Annotated in this window: 16 protein-coding genes; 10 read left to right on the forward strand and 6 right to left on the reverse strand. The window is 73.1% G+C overall.

Annotation, left to right across the window (positions count from 1 at the left end; genetic code table 11):
• Positions 1-275: 275 nt before the first annotated feature.
• On the forward strand, positions 276-542 hold the full coding sequence (locus tag ACZ5FU_RS23760) for a DUF6343 family protein (RefSeq protein ID WP_451528880.1): 267 nt from the start codon (positions 276-278) through the stop codon (positions 540-542).
• Between the two features lie 93 nt (positions 543-635).
• Here the strand turns inward: ACZ5FU_RS23760 and ACZ5FU_RS23765 are convergent, their stop codons facing one another.
• The 4 genes from ACZ5FU_RS23765 to rpsA form a co-directional block, all read right to left on the reverse strand.
• A complete protein-coding gene (locus ACZ5FU_RS23765; RefSeq protein WP_363087312.1) occupies positions 636-1,016 on the reverse strand; it encodes a tetratricopeptide repeat protein in 381 nt (126 codons plus the stop codon).
• Between the two features lie 50 nt (positions 1,017-1,066).
• Positions 1,067-1,720: a dephospho-CoA kinase gene (coaE, locus tag ACZ5FU_RS23770; protein WP_451777167.1), complete on the reverse strand. Its 654-nt coding sequence runs from the start codon at positions 1,718-1,720 to the stop codon at positions 1,067-1,069.
• Positions 1,721-1,792: 72 nt separating this feature from the next.
• A complete protein-coding gene (locus tag ACZ5FU_RS23775; RefSeq protein WP_451528878.1) occupies positions 1,793-2,731 on the reverse strand; it encodes a PAC2 family protein in 939 nt (312 codons plus the stop codon).
• Between the two features lie 506 nt (positions 2,732-3,237).
• Entirely contained in the window at positions 3,238-4,740 is a 1,503-nt protein-coding gene (gene rpsA, locus ACZ5FU_RS23780; RefSeq protein WP_451528877.1) for a 30S ribosomal protein S1, read from the reverse strand.
• 407 nt (positions 4,741-5,147) lie between these two features.
• On the opposite strand from rpsA, the gene ACZ5FU_RS23785 reads away from it, so the two are divergent.
• Together ACZ5FU_RS23785 and hrpB are read left to right on the forward strand one after the other, a co-directional pair.
• Complete coding sequence (locus ACZ5FU_RS23785; RefSeq protein ID WP_451528876.1) at positions 5,148-5,954, forward strand: class I SAM-dependent methyltransferase; 807 nt, start codon at positions 5,148-5,150, stop codon at positions 5,952-5,954.
• 88 nt (positions 5,955-6,042) lie between these two features.
• Positions 6,043-8,640 (forward strand): ATP-dependent helicase HrpB, encoded by a 2,598-nt coding sequence (hrpB, locus tag ACZ5FU_RS23790; protein WP_469046555.1) that lies wholly within the window; start codon positions 6,043-6,045, stop codon positions 8,638-8,640.
• A 253-nt stretch (positions 8,641-8,893) separates the two neighbouring features.
• Here hrpB and ACZ5FU_RS23795 read toward each other — a convergent pair whose 3' ends face one another.
• Positions 8,894-10,681, reverse strand: coding sequence for a lytic transglycosylase domain-containing protein (locus ACZ5FU_RS23795; protein ID WP_469046557.1), 1,788 nt, complete (start codon positions 10,679-10,681; stop codon positions 8,894-8,896).
• Between the two features lie 337 nt (positions 10,682-11,018).
• On the opposite strand from ACZ5FU_RS23795, the gene ACZ5FU_RS23800 reads away from it, so the two are divergent.
• Positions 11,019-11,855 (forward strand): DUF4184 family protein, encoded by an 837-nt coding sequence (locus ACZ5FU_RS23800; protein ID WP_451777175.1) that lies wholly within the window; start codon positions 11,019-11,021, stop codon positions 11,853-11,855.
• A gap of 782 nt (positions 11,856-12,637) precedes the next feature.
• On the opposite strand, the gene polA is transcribed toward ACZ5FU_RS23800, so the two are convergent.
• Positions 12,638-15,364, reverse strand: a complete 2,727-nt coding sequence (gene polA / locus ACZ5FU_RS23805; protein WP_451777177.1) for a DNA polymerase I — start codon at positions 15,362-15,364, stop codon at positions 12,638-12,640.
• A 247-nt stretch (positions 15,365-15,611) separates the two neighbouring features.
• Here polA and ACZ5FU_RS23810 point away from each other — a divergent pair, with 247 nt between their 5' ends.
• From ACZ5FU_RS23810 to ACZ5FU_RS23835, 6 genes are all read left to right on the forward strand, one after another.
• Positions 15,612-17,891: an FdhF/YdeP family oxidoreductase gene (locus tag ACZ5FU_RS23810; RefSeq protein WP_468645948.1), complete on the forward strand. Its 2,280-nt coding sequence runs from the start codon at positions 15,612-15,614 to the stop codon at positions 17,889-17,891.
• A gap of 69 nt (positions 17,892-17,960) precedes the next feature.
• On the forward strand, positions 17,961-18,449 hold the full coding sequence (locus tag ACZ5FU_RS23815) for a PaaI family thioesterase (protein ID WP_451528870.1): 489 nt from the start codon (positions 17,961-17,963) through the stop codon (positions 18,447-18,449).
• A gap of 287 nt (positions 18,450-18,736) precedes the next feature.
• Positions 18,737-19,081 carry a hypothetical protein gene (locus ACZ5FU_RS23820; protein ID WP_469046559.1) on the forward strand — a complete coding sequence of 115 codons (345 nt, stop codon included), beginning with the start codon at positions 18,737-18,739 and terminating at the stop codon, positions 19,079-19,081.
• The gene (locus tag ACZ5FU_RS23825; RefSeq protein ID WP_469046560.1) at positions 19,078-19,716 is read left to right on the forward strand and encodes a Tat pathway signal sequence domain protein; all 639 of its coding nucleotides are present in this window, start codon (positions 19,078-19,080) and stop codon (positions 19,714-19,716) included. The genes ACZ5FU_RS23820 and ACZ5FU_RS23825 overlap by 4 nt, the downstream gene beginning before the upstream one ends.
• Positions 19,717-20,004: 288 nt before the next feature.
• Positions 20,005-21,234, forward strand: a complete 1,230-nt coding sequence (locus ACZ5FU_RS23830; protein WP_451528867.1) for a branched-chain amino acid ABC transporter substrate-binding protein — start codon at positions 20,005-20,007, stop codon at positions 21,232-21,234.
• Between the two features lie 108 nt (positions 21,235-21,342).
• Positions 21,343-22,275, forward strand: a complete 933-nt coding sequence (locus tag ACZ5FU_RS23835) for a branched-chain amino acid ABC transporter permease (RefSeq protein WP_451528866.1) — start codon at positions 21,343-21,345, stop codon at positions 22,273-22,275.
• Position 22,276 lies beyond the last annotated feature (1 nt).

The raw sequence follows: 22,276 nt of genomic DNA on the forward strand, positions 1-22,276 counted from the left end.
GGCGGACGGCTGTACAGCTCGACCGCGCAGCCGTCCGGGGTGACGGCACCGGGGCCCGTCACCTCGTGTCCTTCTCGCATCTCACGCCTCATGCCCTCCCAACGGCCCACGCCCGCACGGCCGTTCCACCACCCCTCGGGTTCATTCGTTCGAGTGAAGGCAGTCTTTTCGACGAAGGCGCGGCCGGCGGTGGACACGCCTCCCTGGAGAACGTCCGGGCTTCCCTGGAGAACGTCCGGGCCGGGGAGTACGTTGCAGGAAGGAGTGGTGATCCGATGCGTACGGGCAGTGAGCCGGTGACAGCGCGCAGTGCACTGAGGATGCGACTGTGGCTGAGTGCGTGGGGGCTGCTCTGGGCGATCTTCGGGACGGTGGCGTTCGCGCTCGTGGGGCGTTGGGGCTGGGCGGTCGCCTGCGGGGTGCTGTGGCTCGTGATCACCGTCGACATGTCGGTGATCGCCAGGCATCTGCGGGAGGGGTCCCACTTCCAGCCGGGCCCGGACGTCCCGCCGTACCGGCCGCCGGAGCGGCATCGTCCCTGAGGCCCGGGGCGGCGACCACCCGGGATCCGGTCCGGTCCCGCTCCGATCCGGTCCCGCCCGGCCCGATCCGGGCGAAGGACTCCGGGCGAAGGACTAGGACTCGAACCGTGCCGCCTTCAGGTACTGCGGGTTCGGGTCCAGGGCGGCGGCCAGGCGGAAGTGCCTCTTCGCCTGGTCGGCGCGGCCCTGCCGCTCATAGGTGCGGGCGAGCGCGAAGTGGGCGAACGCGTTGTCCGGCTCGCGCTCCAGGACGATCGTGAACTCCAGCTCGGCGGGCCGCAGTTGCGCGGCGGCGAAGAAGGCTCGCGCGCGCAGCAGCCGGGCGGCGGTGTTCTCGGGATACGCGGCGATGACACCGTCGAGCAGCTTCACCGCGCCCCGCGGATCCCGTGCGGCGAGCAGTTGCTCGGCGGCACGGAAGTCGATGACGTGCGTCTCCGGAGTACGTCCGGTCGAACCGCTGGTTTCGGGCACGGAAAATTCCTTCCCTCACTCATGGCGTTCAACGCGCGCGGCGCGGGCCGCTATTCCTCGGGCCGCTCGCCGGACCGCCCGCGGGGCCCCTCGCCGTCCCGCTCCGCCGTCCGCGCCCGGTGGACCAGGTCGGCCCACACGTCCTTCACGCGTCGCTCCAGGTCGGGCAGGGGTACGTCGTTGTCGACGACGATGTCGGCGATCTCCCGGCGCTGCTCGCGGGTCGCCTGCGCCGCCATCCGCGCGCGGGCGTCGGCCTCGGTCATTCCGCGCAGCCGCACGAGGCGGTCGAGCTGGGTGGCGGGGTCGGTGTCGACGACCACGACCACGTCGTAGAGGGGGGCGAGCCCGTTCTCGGTGAGGAGGGGTACGTCGTGGACGACGACGGCGTCCTGGGGGGCGGCGGTCTCCAGGTCGCGGGACCGGGCGCCGACCAGCGGGTGCACGATCGCGTTGAGCGCGGCGAGCTTGTCGGGGTCGGCGAAGACGAGCGAGCCGAGTTTCGGCCGGTCGAGACCGCCGTCCTCGGCGAGGACGTCCTCGCCGAAGGTCTCGACGACCGCCGCGAGGCCGGGTGTCCCCGGTGCGACGACCTCGCGCGCGATGCGGTCCGCGTCGATCAGCACGGCGCCGCACTCGACGAGCAGCCGGGACACCTCGCTCTTGCCGGCGCCGATCCCGCCGGTCAGGCCCACCTTCAGCATGACGGGAAGCTTAGGGCCTGCCGGCGGCGGAACGCGCGGCAGGCCCCGGACGCGGCAGCCCCGGAAGGGCGCTCAGCCCTCGCCCTCCCGCTCGGCCAGGAACTTCTCGAACTCTCGCCCGATCTCGTCGGCGGACGGGATGTCGACCGGCTCGGCGAGCATGTTGCCGCGGGTCTCGGCGCCCGCGGCGGCGTCGTACTGGTGCTCCAGGCCCTGGACGAGGGCTGTCAGCTCCTCGTCGCCCTCCTGGATCTGGCGGTCGATCTCGGTCTGCGTGCGGTGCGCGTCGGTGCGAAGGGCGTGCGCGATGCTCGGCAGGACGAGTCCGGTGGCGGCCGTGATGGCTTCCAGGACGGTCAGGGCGGCGTCCGGGTAGGCGGAGCGCGCGATGTAGTGCGGGACGTGCGCGGCGACACCCAGGATGTCGTGCCCGGCCTCCATGAGGCGGTACTCGACGAGGGCCTCGGCGCTGCCGGGGACCTGGGCCTCCTCGAAGGGGCTGCGCTGACCGGGGACGAGGTCGGTGCGGTTGCCGTGCGGAGTGAGGCCCACCGGGCGGGTGTGCGGCACACCCATGGGGATGCCGTGGAAGTTCACCGACAGACGGACGCCGAGGCGCTCCACGATCTGCTTCACGGCCGCGGCGAAGCGCTCCCACTCGACGTCCGGCTCCGGGCCGGACAGCAGCAGGAAGGGCGCGCCGGTGGCGTCCTGGACGAGCCTGACCTCGATGCCCGGCTCCTCGTAGTGCGTCCACCGGTCGCGCTGGAAGGTCAGCAGCGGGCGGCGGGCGCGGTAGTCCACCAGGCGGTCGTGGTCGAAGCGGGCGACGACCTGGTGGGGCAGCGAGTCGAGAAGCCGGTCGACGATCTGGTCACCGGTCTCCCCCGCGTCGATGTATCCGTCGAAGTGGTAGAGCATGACAAGTCCGGCCGACTCCTGGGCGAGCGCCATGTCGACGACGGCCAGCCCCTTCGGCTCCCATGCGTACAAACCCTGCGGATCAAGCACTTGGACCGCTCCTCCTCGTGTTCGTACTGCACAACGTCCCTGGGGGCAGGGGCATTCCCGAACCGTGCACCCTGATCACGCGGCGTCGACCGCGCCCCTGACCGCACGGCGTCGTGCGGCCCGCGCGGGACGACCGGGCCGGGAAGCGGGCGCGCGGGAGGAGTCACGGACCGGTGGCGTGCGGGCGGGGCAGGTCAGGGCGCGGGGTGGGCGGACCGGAACACGGGCCTCGCGCCGGGACGGCCGCCTCGACCGCCCGCCCCGCCCGCACCGCCGGCACCGCCGGCACCCGCGGCACCCGCGGCACCGGCAGTACTGGCGGCAGCGACGGATGTCCGGGAGAGTCTCGCACCGCCGGGTTACGGCCTGTCAGCTCCTCGGATGTCCCGTGCGTTTCCTCGCGGGCGCCTCGCCGGAAGGTCGGCGGCCCCCGTCCGGGAACAGCACTGAGGGCCCGCACCTCGAAAGGTACGGGCCCTCAGTCATGAGCTATTGCTCAGCGGGCGTCAGCTCTGCCCACCGGCCAGCTTCTCGCGGAGCGCGGCGAGCGCCTCGTCCGAAGCGAGGGCACCGGAGGTGTCCGCACCCTCGGAGGAGTACGAACCACCGCCACCGCCACCGGACGCGGCCGGAGCGGCAGCCTCGCCGCCCTCGGCGGCAGCGGCGGCGTCGGCCTCGCGGGACTTGATGACCTGCTGCTGGTGCTGCTCGAAGCGGGTCTGCGCCTCGGCGTACTGGTGCTCCCACGCCTCGCGCTGGGTCTCGTAGCCCTCGAGCCAGTCGTTGGTCTCGGGGTCGAAGCCCTCGGGGTAGATGTAGTTGCCCTGGTCGTCGTAGGACGCGGCCATGCCGTAGAGCGTCGGGTCGAACTCGACCGAGGCCGGGTCGGCGCCGAAGGCCTCGTTGGCCTGCTTCAGCGAGAGGCTGATGCGGCGACGCTCGAGGTCGATGTCGATGACCTTGACGAAGATCTCGTCGTTGACCTGGACGACCTGCTCCGGGATCTCCACGTGGCGCTCGGCCAGCTCGGAGATGTGGACCAGACCCTCGATGCCCTCGTCCACGCGGACGAACGCACCGAACGGCACCAGCTTCGTGACCTTGCCGGGCACGACCTGGCCGATCTGGTGGGTGCGGGCGAACTGCTGCCACGGGTCTTCCTGGGTCGCCTTCAGCGACAGGGAGACGCGCTCGCGGTCCATGTCCACGTCGAGGACCTCGACGGTGACTTCCTGGCCGACCTCGACAACCTCGGAGGGGTGGTCGATGTGCTTCCAGGAGAGCTCGGAGACGTGCACGAGACCATCGACGCCACCCAGGTCCACGAAGGCACCGAAGTTGACGATCGAGGACACGACGCCGGAGCGGACCTGACCCTTCTGCAGGGTGGTGAGGAACGTCTGGCGGACCTCGGACTGGGTCTGCTCCAGCCAGGCGCGGCGGGACAGGACCACGTTGTTGCGGTTCTTGTCCAGCTCGATGATCTTGGCCTCGAGCTCCTTGCCCACGTAGGGCTGGAGGTCGCGGACACGGCGCATCTCGACGAGGGAAGCCGGCAGGAAGCCACGGAGGCCGATGTCGAGGATGAGACCACCCTTGACGACCTCGATGACGGTACCGGTGACGATGCCGTCCTCTTCCTTGATCTTCTCGATGGTGCCCCAGGCGCGCTCGTACTGGGCGCGCTTCTTCGAGAGGATCAGGCGGCCTTCCTTGTCCTCCTTCTGGAGGACGAGGGCCTCGATCTCGTCGCCGACGGCGACCACGTCGTTCGGGTCGACGTCGTGCTTGATCGAGAGCTCGCGGCTCGGGATGACACCTTCGGTCTTGTAACCGATGTCGAGCAGGACCTCGTCCCGGTCGACCTTCACGATGACGCCGTCGACGATGTCGCCGTCGTTGAAGTACTTGATCGTCTCGTCGATCGCGGCGAGGAAGGCTTCCTCGTTACCGATGTCGTTGACCGCAACCTGCGGGGTGGTGGCGGTGGTCTCGGTGCTGCTCGTCATGTGGGAAAGGGCTCCGGTACGGACAGAGAGTCGTAGGTACTGCTTGCGCCGGGAGCCCGTTTCGCTCTGCAGAAGGCCGGACAGCCAAGGAAGCGTCCACCGAAACGACGATGGCGCCTCGACAACCGAGGGGACATACATACAGATGCGAGCACGACCTGCTACGTCTGAGGCGCGCAGGCCCGCAGCGCAACTTGTAGCATACGGGGACAGCCGGGCAGGGTCAATGCGCGAAGGCGCACACCCGGGGCGGATCGCCGCAATCCCGGCACACAACCTCTCTTCCGAGGCCACGCAGGCCGCAGGAAGTCCTCCCGGCGACACCGTGAGGGCGCCTCCCGAGTCGGGTTGGTCGGAAGAGTACGACGAGGGAGCCGATCATCCAAGAGCCCGTATCGTCCGAGCCGATGTCCGGACCGGCGTTCGAGCCGGAAGCCACCCGCCGCGAGGCCGGCGTCGCGGAGAGCGCGCGCGCCAATCGCGGCTGGTGGGACCGCAACGCGGACGAGTACCAGATCGAGCACGGCACGTTCCTCGGTGACGACCGCTTCGTGTGGGGTCCCGAGGGCCTGGACGAGGTGGAGGCCGAGCTGCTCGGCCCGCCGGAGGACCTGAAGGGGAGGACGGTCCTGGAGATCGGCGCCGGCGCGGCCCAGTGCGCGCGCTGGCTGGCCGCCCAGGGGGCCCGTCCGGTCGCCCTGGACGTCTCCCACCGCCAGCTCCAGCACGCGCTGCGGATCGGCGCGGCGTTCCCGCTGGTGTGCGCCGACGCGGCCGTCCTGCCGTTCGCGGACGGCTCCTTCGACCTGGCCTGCTCCGCGTACGGGGCGCTGCCCTTCGTCGCCGACCCGGTACTGGTCCTGAAGGAGGTCCGCCGGGTGCTGCGGCCGGGCGGGCGCTTCGTCTTCTCGGTGACGCATCCGATCCGCTGGGCCTTTCCCGACGAGCCGGGCCCCGAGGGCCTGTCCGTCTCCTCGTCGTACTTCGACCGCACGCCCTACGTCGAGCAGGACGACGAGGGCCGGGCGGTGTACGTCGAGCACCACCGGACGGTCGGCGACCGGGTCCGTGACGTGGTCGCGGGCGGCTTCCGGCTGGTGGACCTGGTCGAGCCGGAGTGGCCGGCCTGGAACACCGCGGAGTGGGGCGGCTGGTCCCCGCTGCGCGGCGGTCTGATCCCGGGCACGGCGATCTTCGTCTGCGAGCGGGACTAGCCCGCGCCCCGGCCCTCCCTGCACGCGCGGGCCGGGGCGCTTCACACGCGTGTGCGGGGCGTTTCCCCGGGCGTACGACACTGGGGGCGTGATCCGTGACGACGCCCTGGACGCGCTGCCCGTGCGGGCCGCCCTGCCCGCCCTGCACGACGCCCTGGCCGGGCGGGGGACCGCCGTGCTGGCGGCACCGCCCGGCACCGGGAAGACGACGCTGGTGCCGCTCGCGCTGGCCGGGCTGGTCGGCGGGGGGCCGGCCCGGCGGGTGGTCGTGGCGGAGCCGCGGCGGATCGCGGCGCGCGCGGCGGCCCGGCGGATGGCGTGGCTGCTCGGTGAGCGGACCGGCGGGAGCGTGGGGTTCACCGTGCGCGGCGAGCGCGCCGTCGGGCGGCACACGCGCGTGGAGGTCGTCACCACCGGGGTGCTGCTCCAGCGTCTCCAGCGCGACCAGGAGCTGACCGGGGTCGACGTGGTGGTGCTGGACGAGTGTCACGAGCGGCATCTGGACGCGGACACGGCGGCCGCCTTCCTGTGGGACGTGCGCGAGACGCTCCGTCCCGAGCTGGGGCTGGTCGCCGCGTCGGCGACGACCGACACGGAGGGCTGGTCCCGGCTGCTGGGGGGCGCGCCGGTGGTCGAGGCCCACGGCTCGTCGTACGGCGTCGAGGTGGTGTGGGCGCCGCCGGCCCGGCCGGTACGGCCGCCGCACGGCATGTCGGTGGACCCCGCGCTGCTCGCGCACGTGGCGTCGGTGGTGCGGCGGGCGCTGGCCGAGCGGCCGGGTGACGTCCTGTGCTTCCTGCCGGGGGTCGGTGAGATCGCCCGGGTCGCGGGACGGCTCGCGGGTCTGGACGGGGTGGACGTGCTCCAGGTGCACGGGCGGGCGCCCGCCGCGGTGCAGGACGCGGTGCTGGCTCCCGGGCGGCGGCGTCGGGTGGTGCTGGCCACGTCCGTCGCCGAGTCGTCGCTGACGGTGCCGGGCGTGCGGGTGGTGGTGGACTCGGGCCTGGCGCGCGAGCCGCGGGTGGACCACGCGCGCGGGCTGAGCGCGCTGGCGACGGTGCGGGCGTCCGTCGCGGCGGGACGGCAGCGGGCCGGGCGGGCCGGGCGCGAGGCGCCGGGCGTCGTCTACCGCTGCTGGACGGAGGCGGAGAACGCCCGCCTGCCGCGCTTCCCGGCGCCGGAGATCAAGGTGGCCGATCTGACGGCGTTCGCGCTCCAGGCGGCCTGCTGGGGCGATCCCGGGGCGTCCGGGCTCGCGCTGCTCGATCCGCCGCCGGGCGGGGCGATGGCGGCGGCGGGCCGGCTGCTGCGGGCGGTCGGGGCGGTGGACGCCGCGGGCCGGGCCACGGAGCGCGGCGTACGGCTGACGCGGGCGGGGCTGCATCCGCGGCTGGGGCGGGCGCTGCTCGACGGGGCCGCGCTGGTGGGGGCGGAGCGGGCCGCGGAGGTGGTCGCCCTGCTGAGCGAGGAGGCTCCGCGGGAGTACGGCGACGATCTCGCGGGGGCGCTGCGTGCGGCCCGGCGCGGGGGTGACGCGTACGCGGGGCGCTGGCGTGCGGAGGTACGGCGGTTGCGGGCCGTGGCGGCGGAGTTCGCCGGTCCGGCGGAAGGGGGTGCGGCGACGGAGCCGGCCACTCCGGCGGAGGCGGGCGCCCGGGCGGAGGGAACCGCCGGGGCGGAGGGGGGCGCGGGAGCGCCGTCGGCGTCGGCCCGTGAGGACGGCCGGGTCGGTGTCGTGGCCGCGCTCGCCTTTCCCGAGCGGGTCGCCAGGGCGGACGGCGGCTCGTACCTGATGGTGTCCGGGACGCGGGCCGAGGTGCGTGCCGGGTCGGGGCTGCGCGGTGCGCCGTGGATCGCGGTCGCCGTCGCCGACCGGCCCGTCGGCAAGGGGCACGCGCGGGTGCAGCTCGCGGCGGTGGTCGACGAGGAGGTCGCCCGGTTCGCGGCGGGCGCCCTGCTCGACGTGCGCGAGGAGGTCCGCTGGGCGGAGGGGGACGTCGTGGCCCGGCGGGTCGAGCGGCTCGGGGCCGTGGAGCTGGTGGCGCGGCCGCTGCGGGAGGCCGCCGCCGGGCTCGTGCGGGAGGCACTGCTCGAAGGGGTGCGGCAGGAGGGGTGGGGGCTGCTGCGGTGGTCGGCGCAGGCGCTGGTGCTGCGGCAGCGCCTGGCGTTCCTCCGGGCGCGTCTCGGGGAGCCGTGGCCGGACGTCTCCGACACGGCGCTGCACGCGCGCGTGGACGAATGGCTGGAGCCCGAGCTGGGCCGGGCCGGGCGCCGGGGCGATCTGGCGCGGATCGACGCCGGGGCGGCGCTCGCCCGGCTGCTGCCCTGGGCGTCCGGGGAGGCGGCACGGCTGGACGAGCTGGCGCCGGAGCGGATCACGGTGCCGAGCGGGTCCGCGATCCGGATCGACTACACCGAGCCCGGGCAGCCGGTGCTGGCGGTGAAGCTGCAGGAGATGTTCGGGCTCCAGGAGACACCGCGCGTGGCGGGGGTGCCGCTGCTGGTGCACCTGCTCTCCCCCGCCGGGCGGCCCGCGGCCGTGACCGCCGACCTCGCCTCCTTCTGGAAGGACGGCTACCGGGGTGTGCGGGCGGAGTTGCGGGGCCGCTATCCCCGGCATCCGTGGCCGGAGGACCCGGCCGGTGCCGAGCCCACCCGGCACACCAACGCGCGACTGGGACGGTGACCGGTTCGGCGTCGGGCGTCCTCACGCGGCCGGCGGACGCCGCGCCCTCGTCGCGGTCGCCGACGCGTGGTGCGGGGCGTGGTGCGGGGCGTGACCCCCGGGCGTGGCGTCGGTGCGTGACGCCCGGGCGGCGGACCTGGCGGTCCGCCGGGTCCGGCACCGCGACGGCGGGCGGGACGAGCGCGGGTCACGTACGGCGACGGCGCCCCGCTCGCGTGGAGCGGGGCGCCGTCGAAAGGCGCGGGACAGGTCCTCAGCCGGTGGCCGTCGACCCGGAGGGGCTCGGGGAGGTGCTCTCGGAGGGGGTCTCCGAGGGGTTTTCCGAGGGGGTGTCCGACGGGTTCGGCGTGGGCGACGGTGCCGCCGTGACGGTCAGTTCGACCGTGAGGGTGGCGCCGCCCTCGGTGGTGACGCGCAGCAGGTAGGTGCCGGCGGCCTCGTCCGCGTACAGCTTCGGGAGCGTCAGCAGGCCGTTCGCGTCCGTGCGGAGGTCCGTCAGGGTGCGGACGGGGTCGCCGGCGGCGTCCTTGAAGTAGGGGCCCTCGTCGTTCGCGACCGGGTCGTCGGCCGCCTTCACGAGCGTGGCGGTGGCGGCGACCTTGTCCGCCACGGCGCCCTTGTAGGTCGCCTTCACCTCGACCCGGTCGGCGAACTCGCCGCCCGCGACGCAGGTCAGGGCGGTCGAGCCGGTGCGGGCCAGGGCGTCGGCGGCCCGCGCGGTGACCGTGGCCGAGTAGGTCGCGGCGGCGATCGTACGGCCCACGACGGTGGCGCGGACGGTGAAGGTGCCGGTCTTCTCCCCCGCCCGCAGGGCGGGCGCCGTGGCGACGCCCCGGCTGTCGGTGAGGACCGTGGCGAGGCGCTCGCCCCCCGTGAAGACGGCGTCCGTGTCGCCGACGATCGTGAAGCGGACCCGGACCTTGGCGACGGCCGCGCCGGCCTTGGTCTCGGTGCGGGTGCTGATCCGGTCGCCGAACGCGTCGCCCGCCATGGCGGTGAGCCGTGCCGTGCCCGCGTCCTCCAGGTGGTGCACCGTGTCGGTCGCGGAGGGCGGGGTGGCCGGCGGTGTGGTCGCCGGGGGCGGCGTGGTCACCGGGGGCTCGGTGGCGGGGGGCGTGGCGGGCGGGGTCGTCCCCGGCGGAGTCGTCCCGGGCGGGGTCGGGGACGGCGAGGTGGTCGTGCCGCCGCCGGTCTCGTCGCTGCGGTTGTCCGGCAGGGTGCCGGTGCCGTCCGGGACCTCGTACGTGCCCTTGCGGTAGTACTCCAGCCACGACACGACGGTGTTGTAGTAGTCGGTCGAGTTGTTGTAGCTCAGGATCGCGCTGCGCAGGCCGTCGTCGGTGGACATGTCCCAGCTGAAGCGGCACAGGTAGTGGCCGGCGGCGAGCGCGGCGTCGTACACGTTGTTGGGGTCCTTGCGGCCGTCGCCGTTGCCGTCGCGGCCGGCCCACGCCCAGGTGGAGGGGATGAACTGCATCGGGCCGACGGCGCGGTCGTGCCTGGTGTCGCCGTCGAAGGCGCCGTCGTCGGTGTCGCTGATGTCGGCGAAGCCGTTGCCGTCGAGGACCGGGCCGAGGATCGCCGAGCGGGTGGTGCCGTCGGCGTCGACGTTGCCGCCGCGGGCGTGACCGGACTCCACCTTGCCGATGGCGGCGAGGAGTTCCCAGGGCATGTTGCAGCCGGGCCGGGACTCGGCGAGGGCCGACGCGGCCTTCTTGTAGGCGTCCAGGACGGTCGCGGGGACGCCGGCCTCGGTCCCGCCGGTGCCGGCCGGGGTGGTGCCGGTGCTCTGGCTGGGCGCCGGGGCGGGGCTCTTCAGCGGCGGCAGGTCCGTGTAGTACGGCGAGTTGCCGGTGGCGCTCTCGTCGGTGCCGGCGGCGGAGCCGTTGTCGGGGGACGAGGCGTCCGCGGTGGCCCGTCCGCCCCCGTCGCCCGCCGTGACGTCGGGTGCCTGGGAGGCGGCCAGGGCCGCGACCGCCAACGCGGCCACGGTGGTGTTGACCGCACCCTTGCGCAGTCTGCTGCCGAAATGCGCCGACATGAAGTGAACCCCTCCCGTGGACACTCGAGCGCCCGCTCTCGTCCGTCTCGCCCGTCCCGTGGGACGCCTTGCCTCACTCGTCCCCCGGAGGACGGTCCACCGGCCGCGAAGGTTGCGGTCGCGGGTGGTTTGCGCTGATCTGTTCGGTTGTTCGACCGCCCTTCGCACGACGGCGGCCCAGGCGACCCTACGACAACTTCTTTGCGACCGGCACCCGTTCGAACCCAGTGTTCACCGCCCCTCCATGTCCCGTGGGGCACGCAGGGCGTCCCGCATACTGACCGGGTCGTCACGTCCGGGCCGGTGGGCCCGGCAACACCCGTACCGGGGAGCCTCGTTGCCGTTCACGCTGAGTCACGCGACGGCGGTGCTGCCCGCCGTGCGCGCCGACGGCACCGGCCGCGGGCGCCTGGTGCCCGCCGTCCTCGTCGCGGGGTCGTTCGCTCCCGACACGACCTACTACGCGGCCAGTGTCCGGTCCGGGGCGATGGAGTTCGGCGACGTCACGCACTCCTTCCCCGGTGTCCTCACCGTCGACGTGCTCCTGGCCTGGGCGCTGGTGGGGTTGTGGCTGCTGGTGCGCGAGCCGCTCGTGGCGCTGCTGCCACGGGCGCGGCAGGGCCGTACCGCCGTCCTGACGCGCTGTGGGGCGGCGCGCGCGCGTGTCCGGCCGTCGACGGTGGTGCGGTGGTACGTCTCCGCGGTCCTCGGCGCGCTGACGCACGTCGTCTGGGACGCCTTCACCCACCTCGACCGGTGGGGCATGCGGGTGTTCCCGGTCCTCGGCGAGACGGTCGCGGGCTCGCCGCTGTACTGGTACCTCCAGTACGGCGGTTCGGCCGTCGCGGCGGTCGTGGTCGCCGCGTTCGTGGTGCGCGCGCTGCGCCGGGCCCCGGCGGCCGAGCCGCTCGGGGTGCCGGTGCTGTCGGCGCGCGACCGCTGGTGGGCGGCGGCCGTGATCGGCGGCTGCGCCCTGACGGCGGCCGTCCGCCGGGCGCTGCGCTGGTGGGACCGGTGGGGACCGGACAGCAAACCCTACGAGCTGATCCCGACCCTGTGTTTCGGGGCGGGGGCGGGACTGCTGCTGGGCGTCGTGCTGTACGCCGCGGGGGTGCGGTGGCGGCGCGGCGCGGGGCGGCCCGCGCGGGAGAGGGACGAGGTGGGCGTCGGGTGAGCGGCGGTGAGGGCCCGCCGGCCTGGATCAGCGCCCGCCGCAGCGGTCGGCCCCGGGTGCCGCGCTCACGACGAAGACCGTGAGGCGGCGCCCCGCGCGCGGCCCGGAGAGCCGGCGCAGGGCGGTGAGGCCGAGGGCCAGGCAGCCGCGGGCCGTCCCGGTCCCGAGGCGCCGGAGTCCCCCCGGGCCGGCGAGCCGGGTGAGTCCCCGGCGCCGAAGACGTACGGCCGCCTCGCGCAGCGGCTGGAGAGGGGTCCCGGGCAGGCGGGGGGTCGCGGCGTCGGGCGCGAGGGCGGGCAACGGCCGCCCCGAGGACGTCGCGTCGGGGCCGGCCCGCCCTTTCCCGGCGGCGGCCGTGGTGTGAAGGCGTGCGGAGGCCCTCCGGCGGTGAAGCATGCGTATACCCATGGCCGCATCCTGGCGGCCCACCGCCCCCGAGGGCGCCTTCTCGGGGGCCACGCGGGTGAGGGCCCTCCGGGGGCGAGCGGGGCGCAGGAGAGCCGCGGGCGGACGAGCGCCCGGAAGCGGAGGGAACGAGGAGGGACCCCACCGCCACGGATGGGCCCCTCCCTCCGGTGCCGGGGATGTCGCGGAAGTCCCCCGGAGGGGGTGCTCCGGCCCGGCGACGCCTGGCACGCACTCCCCCGGAGGGGCATCCCCAGCCGCACTGTCGGGATCTCCCGACACACCCGGTATCGGGAGATCCTCCGCCCGGCGATCGCACGCGCCGGACGCCGCCGGGCCCGCTCCTCGGGCGGACGACGCCGCTTTCGCGACACGCCTCAGTGGGCCGCCGACTCCCAGTCGGGGCCCGCGCCCACCGAGACGTCCAGGGGGGCTCTGAGGTGGACCGCGCCGGCCATCTCCCGGCGGACCAGTTCCTCCACGGCCGGCCGCTCGCCGGGGGCGATCTCCAGGACGATCTCGTCGTGGACCTGGAGGAGCATGCGGGACCGCAGCTCCGCCTCGCGCAGGGCCGCGTCCACCTTCAGCATGGCGATCTTGACGATGTCCGCCGCCGTGCCCTGGATCGGCGCGTTGAGGGCCATGCGCTCGGCCGCCTCGCGGCGCTGGCGGTTGTCGCTGTTGAGGTCGGGGAGGTAGCGGCGGCGCCCGAAGAGCGTCGCCGTGTAGCCCGTCGCCCGCGCCTCCTCGACCGCCCGGCGCAGGTAGTCCCGCACGCCGCCGAAGCGCTCGAAGTAGGCGTCCATCAGGGCACGGGCCTCCCCCGCGTCGATGTTCAGCTGCTGGGACAGCCCGAACGCCGACAGGCCGTAGGCCAGGCCGTACGACATCGCCTTGATCTTGCGGCGCATCTCCGCGTCCACGGCGTCCCGCTCGACCCCGAAGACCTGGGAGGCGGCCGTGGTGTGCAGGTCCTCGCCGGAGGTGAACGCCTCGATGAGGCCCTCGTCCTCGGAGAGGTGGGCCATCACCCGCAGTTCGATCTGGCTGTAGTCGGCCGTCATCAGGGACTCGAAGCCCTCGCCGACGACGAACCCGCGCCGGATCGCCCGGCCCTCGTCCGTGCGGACCGGGATGTTCTGGAGGTTCGGTTCCGTGGACGACAGGCGGCCGGTGGCGGCGACCGTCTGGTTGAAGGTGGTGTGGATGCGGCCGTCGGCGGCGATCGTCTTGATCAGGCCCTCGACGGTGACGCGGAGCTTGGCCTGCTCACGGTGGCGGAGCATGATCACCGGGAGTTCGTTGTCCGTCTGGGCGGCGAGCCAGGCCAGGGCGTCGGCGTCCGTGGTGTAACCGGTCTTCGTCTTCTTCGTCCTCGGCAGCCCCAGCTCCCCGAAGAGGACCTCCTGGAGCTGCTTGGGCGAGCCGAGGTTGAACTCGTGCCCGGCCGCGGCGTGCGCCTCCTTCACCGCCTGCTGGACGGCGCCCGCGAACATCTGCTCCATGGCCTCCAGGTGCGCGCGGTCGGCGGCGATGCCGTGCCGCTCCAGGCGGGCGAGAAGGGCGGAGGTGGGCAGTTCCATGTCCTGGAGGAGATCGGCCGCACCGACCTCCTCCAGCCGGCCGCGGAAGGCCTCGCCGAGGTCGAGGATCGCGCGGGCCTGCACCATCAGCGCCTCGGCCTCGGCGCCCTCGTCCGCGCCGAAGGCGAGCTGGCCGTCGGCCGCGGCGGGCGGGGCCAGTTCCCGGCCCAGGTACTCCAGCGACAGCGCGTCCAGGTCGAAGGAGCGGCGGCCCGGCTTGACCAGGTAGGCGGCCAGGGCGGTGTCCATGGAGACGCCGGCGACGCTCCAGCCGTGCTCGGCGAAGACGCGCATGGCGCCCTTGGCGTTGTGCAGGACCTTGGGGCGGTCCCCGGCCGCCAGCCAGGCGGCCCAGGTGTTCTCGTCGGTCTCGTCCAGCTCGGCCGGGTCGAACCAGGCGGCGGGTCCGTCCGCCGCGGCGAGCGCGACCTCCGCGACCGCCCCGGTGCCCAGGCCCCAGGTGTCGACGGTGGCCACGCCGAGGGGCTCGGCGCCGTGCTCGGTGAGCCAGGCGGTCAGCTCGCCCGTGCCGAGCACCGTGCCGTCCAGCGCCACGCCGGGCGCGACGGCCGGGCTCGCCTCGGCCTCCCCGGTGCCCGGGTCGACGGCGAGCAGCCGTTCGCGCAGCGACGGGTTCCGGATCTCCAGGGTGTCCAGGATCATCGCGAGGGCCGTGCGGTCGTACGGGGCGCGCTCGAGGTCGAGGACGGTACCGGGCAGCTCGACGGTGCGGACCATCTCCGTCAGGCGACGGTTGAGCTTGACGGCCTCCAGGTGGTCGCGGAGGTTCTGCCCGGCCTTGCCCTTGACCTCGTCGACGCGCTCGACCAGCTCGGCGAACGAACCGAACTGGTTGATCCATTTCGCGGCGGTCTTCTCGCCGACGCCCGGGATGCCCGGGAGGTTGTCGGACGGGTCGCCGCGCAGGGCCGCGAAGTCGGGGTACTGGGCGGGCGTCAGCCCGTACTTCTCGACGACCTTCTCCGGGGTGAAGCGGGTCAGCTCGGAGACGCCCTTGGTGGGGTACAGCACCGTGGTGTGCTCGCTGACGAGCTGGAAGGAGTCGCGGTCGCCGGTGACGATCAGCACGTCGAAGCCCTCGGCCTCGGCCTGCGTGGCCAGCGTGGCGATCACGTCGTCGGCCTCGAAGCCGTCGACCGCGAACCGGGAGACGTGCATCGCGTCGAGCAGCTCGCCGATCAGTTCGACCTGGCCCTTGAACTCGTCCGGGGTCTTGGAACGGTTGGCCTTGTACTCGGTGAACTCCTCGGAGCGCCAGGTCCTGCGGGAGACGTCGAACGCCACCGCGAAATGCGTCGGCGCCTCGTCACGCAGGGTGTTCGCCAGCATCGACGCGAAGCCGTAGATCGCGTTCGTCGGCTGGCCGGTCGCGGTGGTGAAGTTCTCCGCGGGCAGCGCGAAGAACGCGCGGTAGGCCAGCGAGTGCCCGTCCATGAGCATCAGGCGGGGCCGGCCGGCGCCGGAGGTCTTCTCGGTCTTCTTCGATGCTGTTTCTGCCACGCCCCCGATCCTGCCACGCCCCACCGACACCGGGGCCCCTGTGCGGCGTCGGCCGCCCGGGGCGCCGCCGCGCCCCGGCCACGGCCACGGCCCTCCTCCCCGCGTCCCCGCCGGTCCTGCGCCCCTCGCTCCCGCCGACCCTCGCTCCCGCCGGCCCGCCCGCACGTCCGCCCCGTCGGTGCCGCGTGCAAGGATCGGCGGGAGAGTTCACCCGTGTCAGTGCCCGTGTCAGTGAAGGAGCGCCGCGATGGCAACGAAGCCGCCCAAGGCCGACCCGGTCCAGGACGCGCCGCGGGTCGCCGAGCCGCAGCACGCGGCGGCGGGGCTGCCGGCCGTCGGGCACACCCTGCGGATGGCCCAGCAGCAGATGGGGGTACGGCGGACCGCGCTGACGCTGCTGCGCGTCAACCAGAAGGACGGCTTCGACTGCCCGGGCTGTGCCTGGCCGGAGCCGGACCACCGGCACGCGGCGGAGTTCTGCGAGAACGGCGCGAAGGCGGTCGCGGAGGAGGCCACCCTGCGCCGGGTCACCCCGGAGTTCTTCGCCGCGCACCCGGTCGCGGACCTCGCGGAGCGCAGCGGCTACTGGCTGGGCCAGCAGGGCCGGCTCACGCACCCGATGTACCTGCCCGAGGGCGGCGAGCACTACGAGCCGGTCTCCTGGGAGCGGGCCTTCGACATCGTGGCCGAGGAGACGGCGGCCCTGGCCTCCCCCGACGAGGCCGTGTTCTACACCTCGGGACGCACCAGCAACGAGGCCGCGTTCCTCTACCAGCTGTTCGCGCGCGAGTGGGGCACCAACAACCTTCCCGACTGCTCCAACATGTGCCACGAGTCGTCCGGTTCGGCCCTCACGGAGACGATCGGCGTCGGCAAGGGCAGCGTCCTGCTGGAGGACCTGTACCAGGCCGATCTGATCATCGTCGCCGGCCAGAATCCGGGCACCAACCATCCGCGCATGCTCACCGCCCTGGAGAAGGCCAAGGCGGGCGGCGCGCGGATCGTGAGCGTGAACCCGCTGCCCGAGGCCGGCCTGGAGCGCTTCAAGAACCCGCAGACCGCCCGGGGCATGCTCAAGGGCGCCGCCCTGACCGATCTGTTCCTCCAGATCCGCCTCGGCGGCGACCAGGCCCTGTTCCGCCTCCTCAACAAGCTGATCCTCGAGACCGAGGGCGCGGTCGACGAGCGTTTCGTCGCCGAGCACACCCACGGCTACGAGGAGTTCGCCGCGGCCGCCCGCGACGCCGACTGGGACACGACGCTCGCCGCGACGGGCCTCACGCGCGCGGAGATCGAGGAGGTCCTGCGCATGGTGCTGGCCTCCGAGCGCGTCATCGTGTGCTGGGCGATGGGACTCACCCAGCACAAGCACTCCGTGCCGACCATCCGCGAGGTGGTCAACTTCCTGCTGCTGCGCGGCAACATCGGCCGTCCGGGCGCGGGGGTGTGTCCGGTGCGCGGCCATTCGAACGTGCAGGGCGACCGCACCATGGGCATCTTCGAGCGCCCGGCCCCGGCCTTCCTGGACGCCCTGGAGCGGGAGTTCGGCTTCGCGCCGCCGCGCGAGCACGGCTTCGACGTCGTACGGGCCATCCGGGCGCTGCGGGACGGCGAGGCGAAGCTCTTCTTCGCCATGGGCGGCAACTTCGTGTCCGCCTCGCCCGACACGGAGGTCACCGAGGCGGCGATGCGGCGGGCCCGGCTGACGGTGCACGTGTCGACGAAGCTCAACCGTTCGCACGTCGTCACGGGCGCGCGCGCCCTGATCCTGCCGACGCTCGGGCGCACCGAGCGCGACGTGCAGGACGGCGGCGAGCAGTTCGTGACCGTCGAGGACTCCATGGGCATGGTGCACGCCTCCCGCGGCCGGCTGGCGCCGGCGAGCGCGCGGCTGCTGTCCGAACCGGCCATCGTGTGCCGGCTGGCGCGCCGGGTGCTGGGCGAGGACAGCCGGGTGCCGTGGGAGGAGTTCGAGAAGGACTACGCCGCGATCCGGGACCGCATCGCGCGCGTGGTCCCCGGTTTCGAGGACTTCAACGCGCGCGTCGCCCGCCCCGGCGGCTTCGCGCTGCCGCACGCCCCGCGCGACGAACGCCGCTTCCCCACCGCCACCGGCAAGGCCAACTTCACGGCCGCGCCGGTGGAGTTCCCCGAACTGCCCGCCGGCCGCCTCCTGCTGCAGACGCTGCGCTCGCACGACCAGTACAACACCACCGTCTACGGGCTCGACGACCGTTACCGGGGCATCGTGAACGGCCGCCGGGTCGTCCTGGTCAACCCCGAGGACATCGGGACGCTCGGCCTCGCCGACGGCTCCTACGTGGACCTGGTGAGCGAGTGGCGGGACGGCGTGGAGCGGCGGGCGCCCGGCTTCCGGGTGGTGTCCTACCCGACCGCGCGGGGCTGCGCGGCGGCGTACTACCCGGAGACCAACGTCCTGGTGCCGCTGGACGCCACCGCGGACACCAGCAACACCCCGGCCAGCAAGTCCGTCGTCGTCCGTCTGGAACAATCGGCGACCGACTGAGCGTTTGCTCAGCCGACACGGTCCCCGTACCGGTCACGACACGGGTCACGACGAACGGAGCAGGTCCCGATGGGCGAGCAGCAGCACGTGAAGTTCCCGCAGGAGGTCGTCGACGAGTACGCGGCGCTCGGCGTCGACCTGGGCGCCCTGTTCTCCGCCGGGCACCTGGGCACCCGCATGGGCGTGCAGATCGTCGAGGCGTCCGCCGAGCGGGTCGTCGCCACGATGCCGGTCGAGGGCAACACCCAGCCGTACGGACTGCTGCACGGCGGTGCCTCCGCGGTGCTGGCGGAGACCCTCGGTTCGGTCGGCGCCATGCTGCACGGCGGCAGCTCCAAGATCGCCGTCGGGGTCGACCTCAACTGCACCCACCACCGCGGCGTCCGCTCCGGCCTGGTCACCGGCGTGGCCACGCCGGTGCACCGGGGCCGGTCCACGGCGACGTACGAGATCGTGATCAGCGACGAGGCGGGCAAGCGGGTGTGCACGGCGCGGCTGACGTGTCTGCTGCGGGACCTGAACCCCGGCGACGCCGCGCCCGCACCCGCCGCCGGCTGACGGCACCGGCCCTCTCCTCCCCCGGCCCACCGCCCGGCCCTGCCGCCCCGTTGCCCGCCGCCGCCTCCGCGGCCTAGCGTCGGGGGATGGCAACGGGAGGGCCCCTTCGGCCGGGAGCGGCGCGACGGCCGGGAACGGCACGGCGGGCGGGAACGGCACGGCGGGCGGGGACGGCACGATCACCCGCGGCACGGCGAACGGCACCGGCCCCACGGTCCGCACCGGCGCGGCGGCCCCGGACGCCCCGGCGGGGTGCCGCGGCACGCGGCCTTGGGGTGGTCCTCGCGGTGATCCTGGGGGCAGGCGTGGCGGCGACGGCCTGCGCCGGTCCCGGCGCCGCCGGGGCGCGGCGCACCCCGGCGCCCGCCACGACTCCCCCCGAGGCGCTGTGCGCCCGCGTCGTCGCCCACTGGTCGCGCGAGGTCCTGGACGGCGGCGGCTACGGGGACTACCAGTCGATGGGGCTCTCGGGCGGCCAGTACGAGATCCTGCGGTCGGTCGTGGACGCCGCGCGCGCCGAGAGGAAGCGCGAAGGCGCGCGCTCCGCGGACGAGTTGATCGACCGTCGGTCACGTGAGGGCTGTGCCGCCCGGTACCGCTCGGGCACTCCGGGCGGGGGGCCGTGGCGGTGAGCGGCGGGATCGGCCCCGTCGAGCCGGGCGAGGGCACGCGCGAACGGGAGGCCGAGGACGTCACCGGGGCTTCGCGCCCGCGGCCGGCCCCGCTTCCCGGGCTCCCCGGGTTCTCCCGGCTCTCCGGGCGTCACCGCCGCGCCGCACTCGGGGCACTGACGGCCCTCGCCCTCCTGGCCGGCGGCGTCCTGCTGTGGGCGACCAGACCGCCGGAACGTCAACGGGCCGCCCCGGCACCGCCGTTCCCGTCCCAGGTCGTGGAGGTCGCGTACCTGGGGCCGCTCGCGGTGCCGCCGGGCACCCGGCCGCGGACGTTCGCGCTGGAGGTGCTGCTCAGCGTGGCCTCGGGACCGCCGGTCACGACGACGCGGCTGGCGCAGCCGTACGCGGGGATCTTCCTGACGTCGGCACCGCGATCACCTTTCCGCACAAAGGCGGGTTCGGCACGCAAGATCGTCATCACGATGCATGTGACGGATTGCGGAAATGTGCCGGTGGATGCCGGACTGCCTTTCCTGGACGTAACTCTGCGTAATGCGCGCGCAATACAGGACCACAGTTTCATCCTCGGCCCCCGCTATGCGCAGGACCTCTCCCAGGCCCTACAAGTCGCCTGCAGCAACGAATCCGGGTAATCACCAAAACGCCTGAGACGCCTGAAGGCGGCAGGGCGCGTCCTGCGGGTTCTCAACATGTGGACAGGGCGAATCGGCCTGAATTCCACGGTTCCACCCTCTGAGTACCGCTCTGCATTACCTCGTGTCATAACAAGAGAGTCACAGCATGGGCCAGAGCCTCCTCCGCGTCACCTTCACCCGTTTAGAGTCACGGCCAGTCACCGCGCAGCTGGAATACCCCTTCGGCCCCCGCGCTCGACTCGGCCTCTTCCAGGGGGGAGGGCCGCCCAGGGAAAGGACTGGAACGTGCGTCAACGTTCGCTCATCGCCATCACCGCTGCGCTGTCCGCGGGAGCACTGACCCTCACTGCCTGCGGCTCGCGCGACAGCGATGACAAGGGCTCCGACAGCGGCGGCGGCATCACCGTCACCATCGGCGTCGACGCCCCGCTGACCGGCGACCTGTCTGCCATGGGCCTGGGCATCAAGAACTCGGCCGACCTCGCCGCCAAGACCGCCAACAAGAAGAAGTACGTCGACGGCGTCACCTTCAAGATCGAAGCCCTCGACGACCAGGCGCAGCCCTCGGCCGGCCAGCAGAACGCCACCAAGTTCGTCGCGAACAAGGACGTCCTCGGCGTGGTCGGCCCGCTGAACTCCTCCGTCGCCGAGTCGATGCAGAAGGTCTTCGACGACGCCAAGCTGGTCGAGGTCTCCCCGGCGAACACCGGCCCCAGCCTGACGCAGGGCGCGAACTGGCAGAACGAGAAGGCCCGCCAGTACAAGTCGTACTTCCGCACCGCGACCACGGACGCCATCCAGGGCCCGTTCGCCGCCCAGTACGTCTTCAACGACGCCAAGAAGAAGAAGGTCTTCGTCATCGACGACAAGAAGACCTACGGCGCCGGCCTGGCCGCCACCTTCACCAAGGAGTTCCAGAAGCTCGGCGGCACGATCGCGGGCACCGAGCACATCAACCCGGACAGCAAGGACTTCTCGGCCATCGCCACGAAGGTCAAGAACTCCGGCGCCGACGTCGTCTACTACGGCGGCGAGTACCCCCAGGCCGGCCCGCTCAGCAAGCAGATCAAGGCCGCCGGAGCCAAGATTCCGCTGATCGGCGGCGACGGCATCAAGGACGACAACTTCCTCAGCCTCGCCGGCGCCGGAGCCAACGGCGACCTTGCCACCTCCGTCGGTGCCCCGGTCGAGGAACTGCCCTCCGCCAAGGAGTTCGTGGCCAACTACAAGACCGAGGGCTACAAGGAGGAGTACTCCGCCTACGGCGGCTACTCCTACGACTCGGCCTGGGCGATCATCGAGGCCGTGAAGAAGGTCGTCGACGACAACGACGGCAAGCTCCCGGACGACGCCCGCGCCAAGGTCACCGCCGCCATGCAGAACGTCTCCTTCGACGGTGTGACCGGCAAGGTCTCCTTCGACGAGTTCGGCGACGCCACCAACAAGCAGCTCACCGTCTACGCCGTCGAGAACGGTGCCTGGAAGTCGGTGAAGGCCGGCACCTACACCGGCTGACCCACCCGCATCACCGAGCCGCGCGGGGCGCTGTTCCACTGGCGCCCCGCGCGGACCCACATCCGGACACATCCGTCGAAATCATCCGAACGTCTCGGAGGACATGCGGTGAACGAACTGCCGCAGCAGCTGGTCAACGGCCTGCTACTGGGATCCATGTACGGGCTGGTCGCCATTGGCTACACGATGGTCTACGGCATCGTCCAGCTCATCAACTTCGCCCACGGCGAGATCTTCATGACGGGCGCCTTCGGGGCTCTCTCCGTCTACCTCTGGATACTGCCCAACGGCACGACCATGTGGATAGCCCTGCCGCTCATGCTCATCGGCGCCATGCTGGTCGCCGCCCTCGTCGCCATCGGAGCGGAACGGTTCGCCTACCGCCCCCTGCGCGGCGCACCCCGCCTCGCCCCCCTCATCACCGCCATCGGCCTCTCCCTGGCCCTGCAGCAGGCGGTCTGGGCCTGGTACCCGGAAGCGAAGTCGGCCCGCACCTTCCCCCAGATCGAGGGCGGCCCCTTCCACATCGGTGACGTCACCATCCAGACCGGCGACATCTTCCTCCTCGCCGCCGCCCCCGTCAGCATGGCCGTCCTCGCCTACTTCGTCATGAAGACCCGCACCGGCCGCGGCATGCAGGCCACCGCGCAGGACCCGGACACCGCCAAACTGATGGGCGTCAACACCGACCGCATCATCGTGATCGCCTTCGCCCTCGGCGCCGTCTTCGCCGCCGTCGGCGGCGTCGCCTACGGCCTCAAGTACGGCCAGATCGACTACCGCATGGGCTTCATCCTCGGCCTCAAGGCCTTCACCGCGGCGGTCCTCGGCGGCATCGGCAACATCTACGGCGCCATGATCGGCGGCATCGTCCTCGGCATCGCCGAAACCCTGGCCACCGCCTACATCGCCGACATCCCCGGCATGGACCAGTTCGGCAGCCAGTCCTGGGCCGACGTCTGGGCCTTCGTACTTCTCATCCTCGTACTGCTGTTCAGGCCACAGGGCCTGCTCGGCGAACGCGTCGCGGACAGGGCGTGAC

The sequence above is a fragment of the Streptomyces sp. NPDC031554 genome (assembly GCF_055580685.1).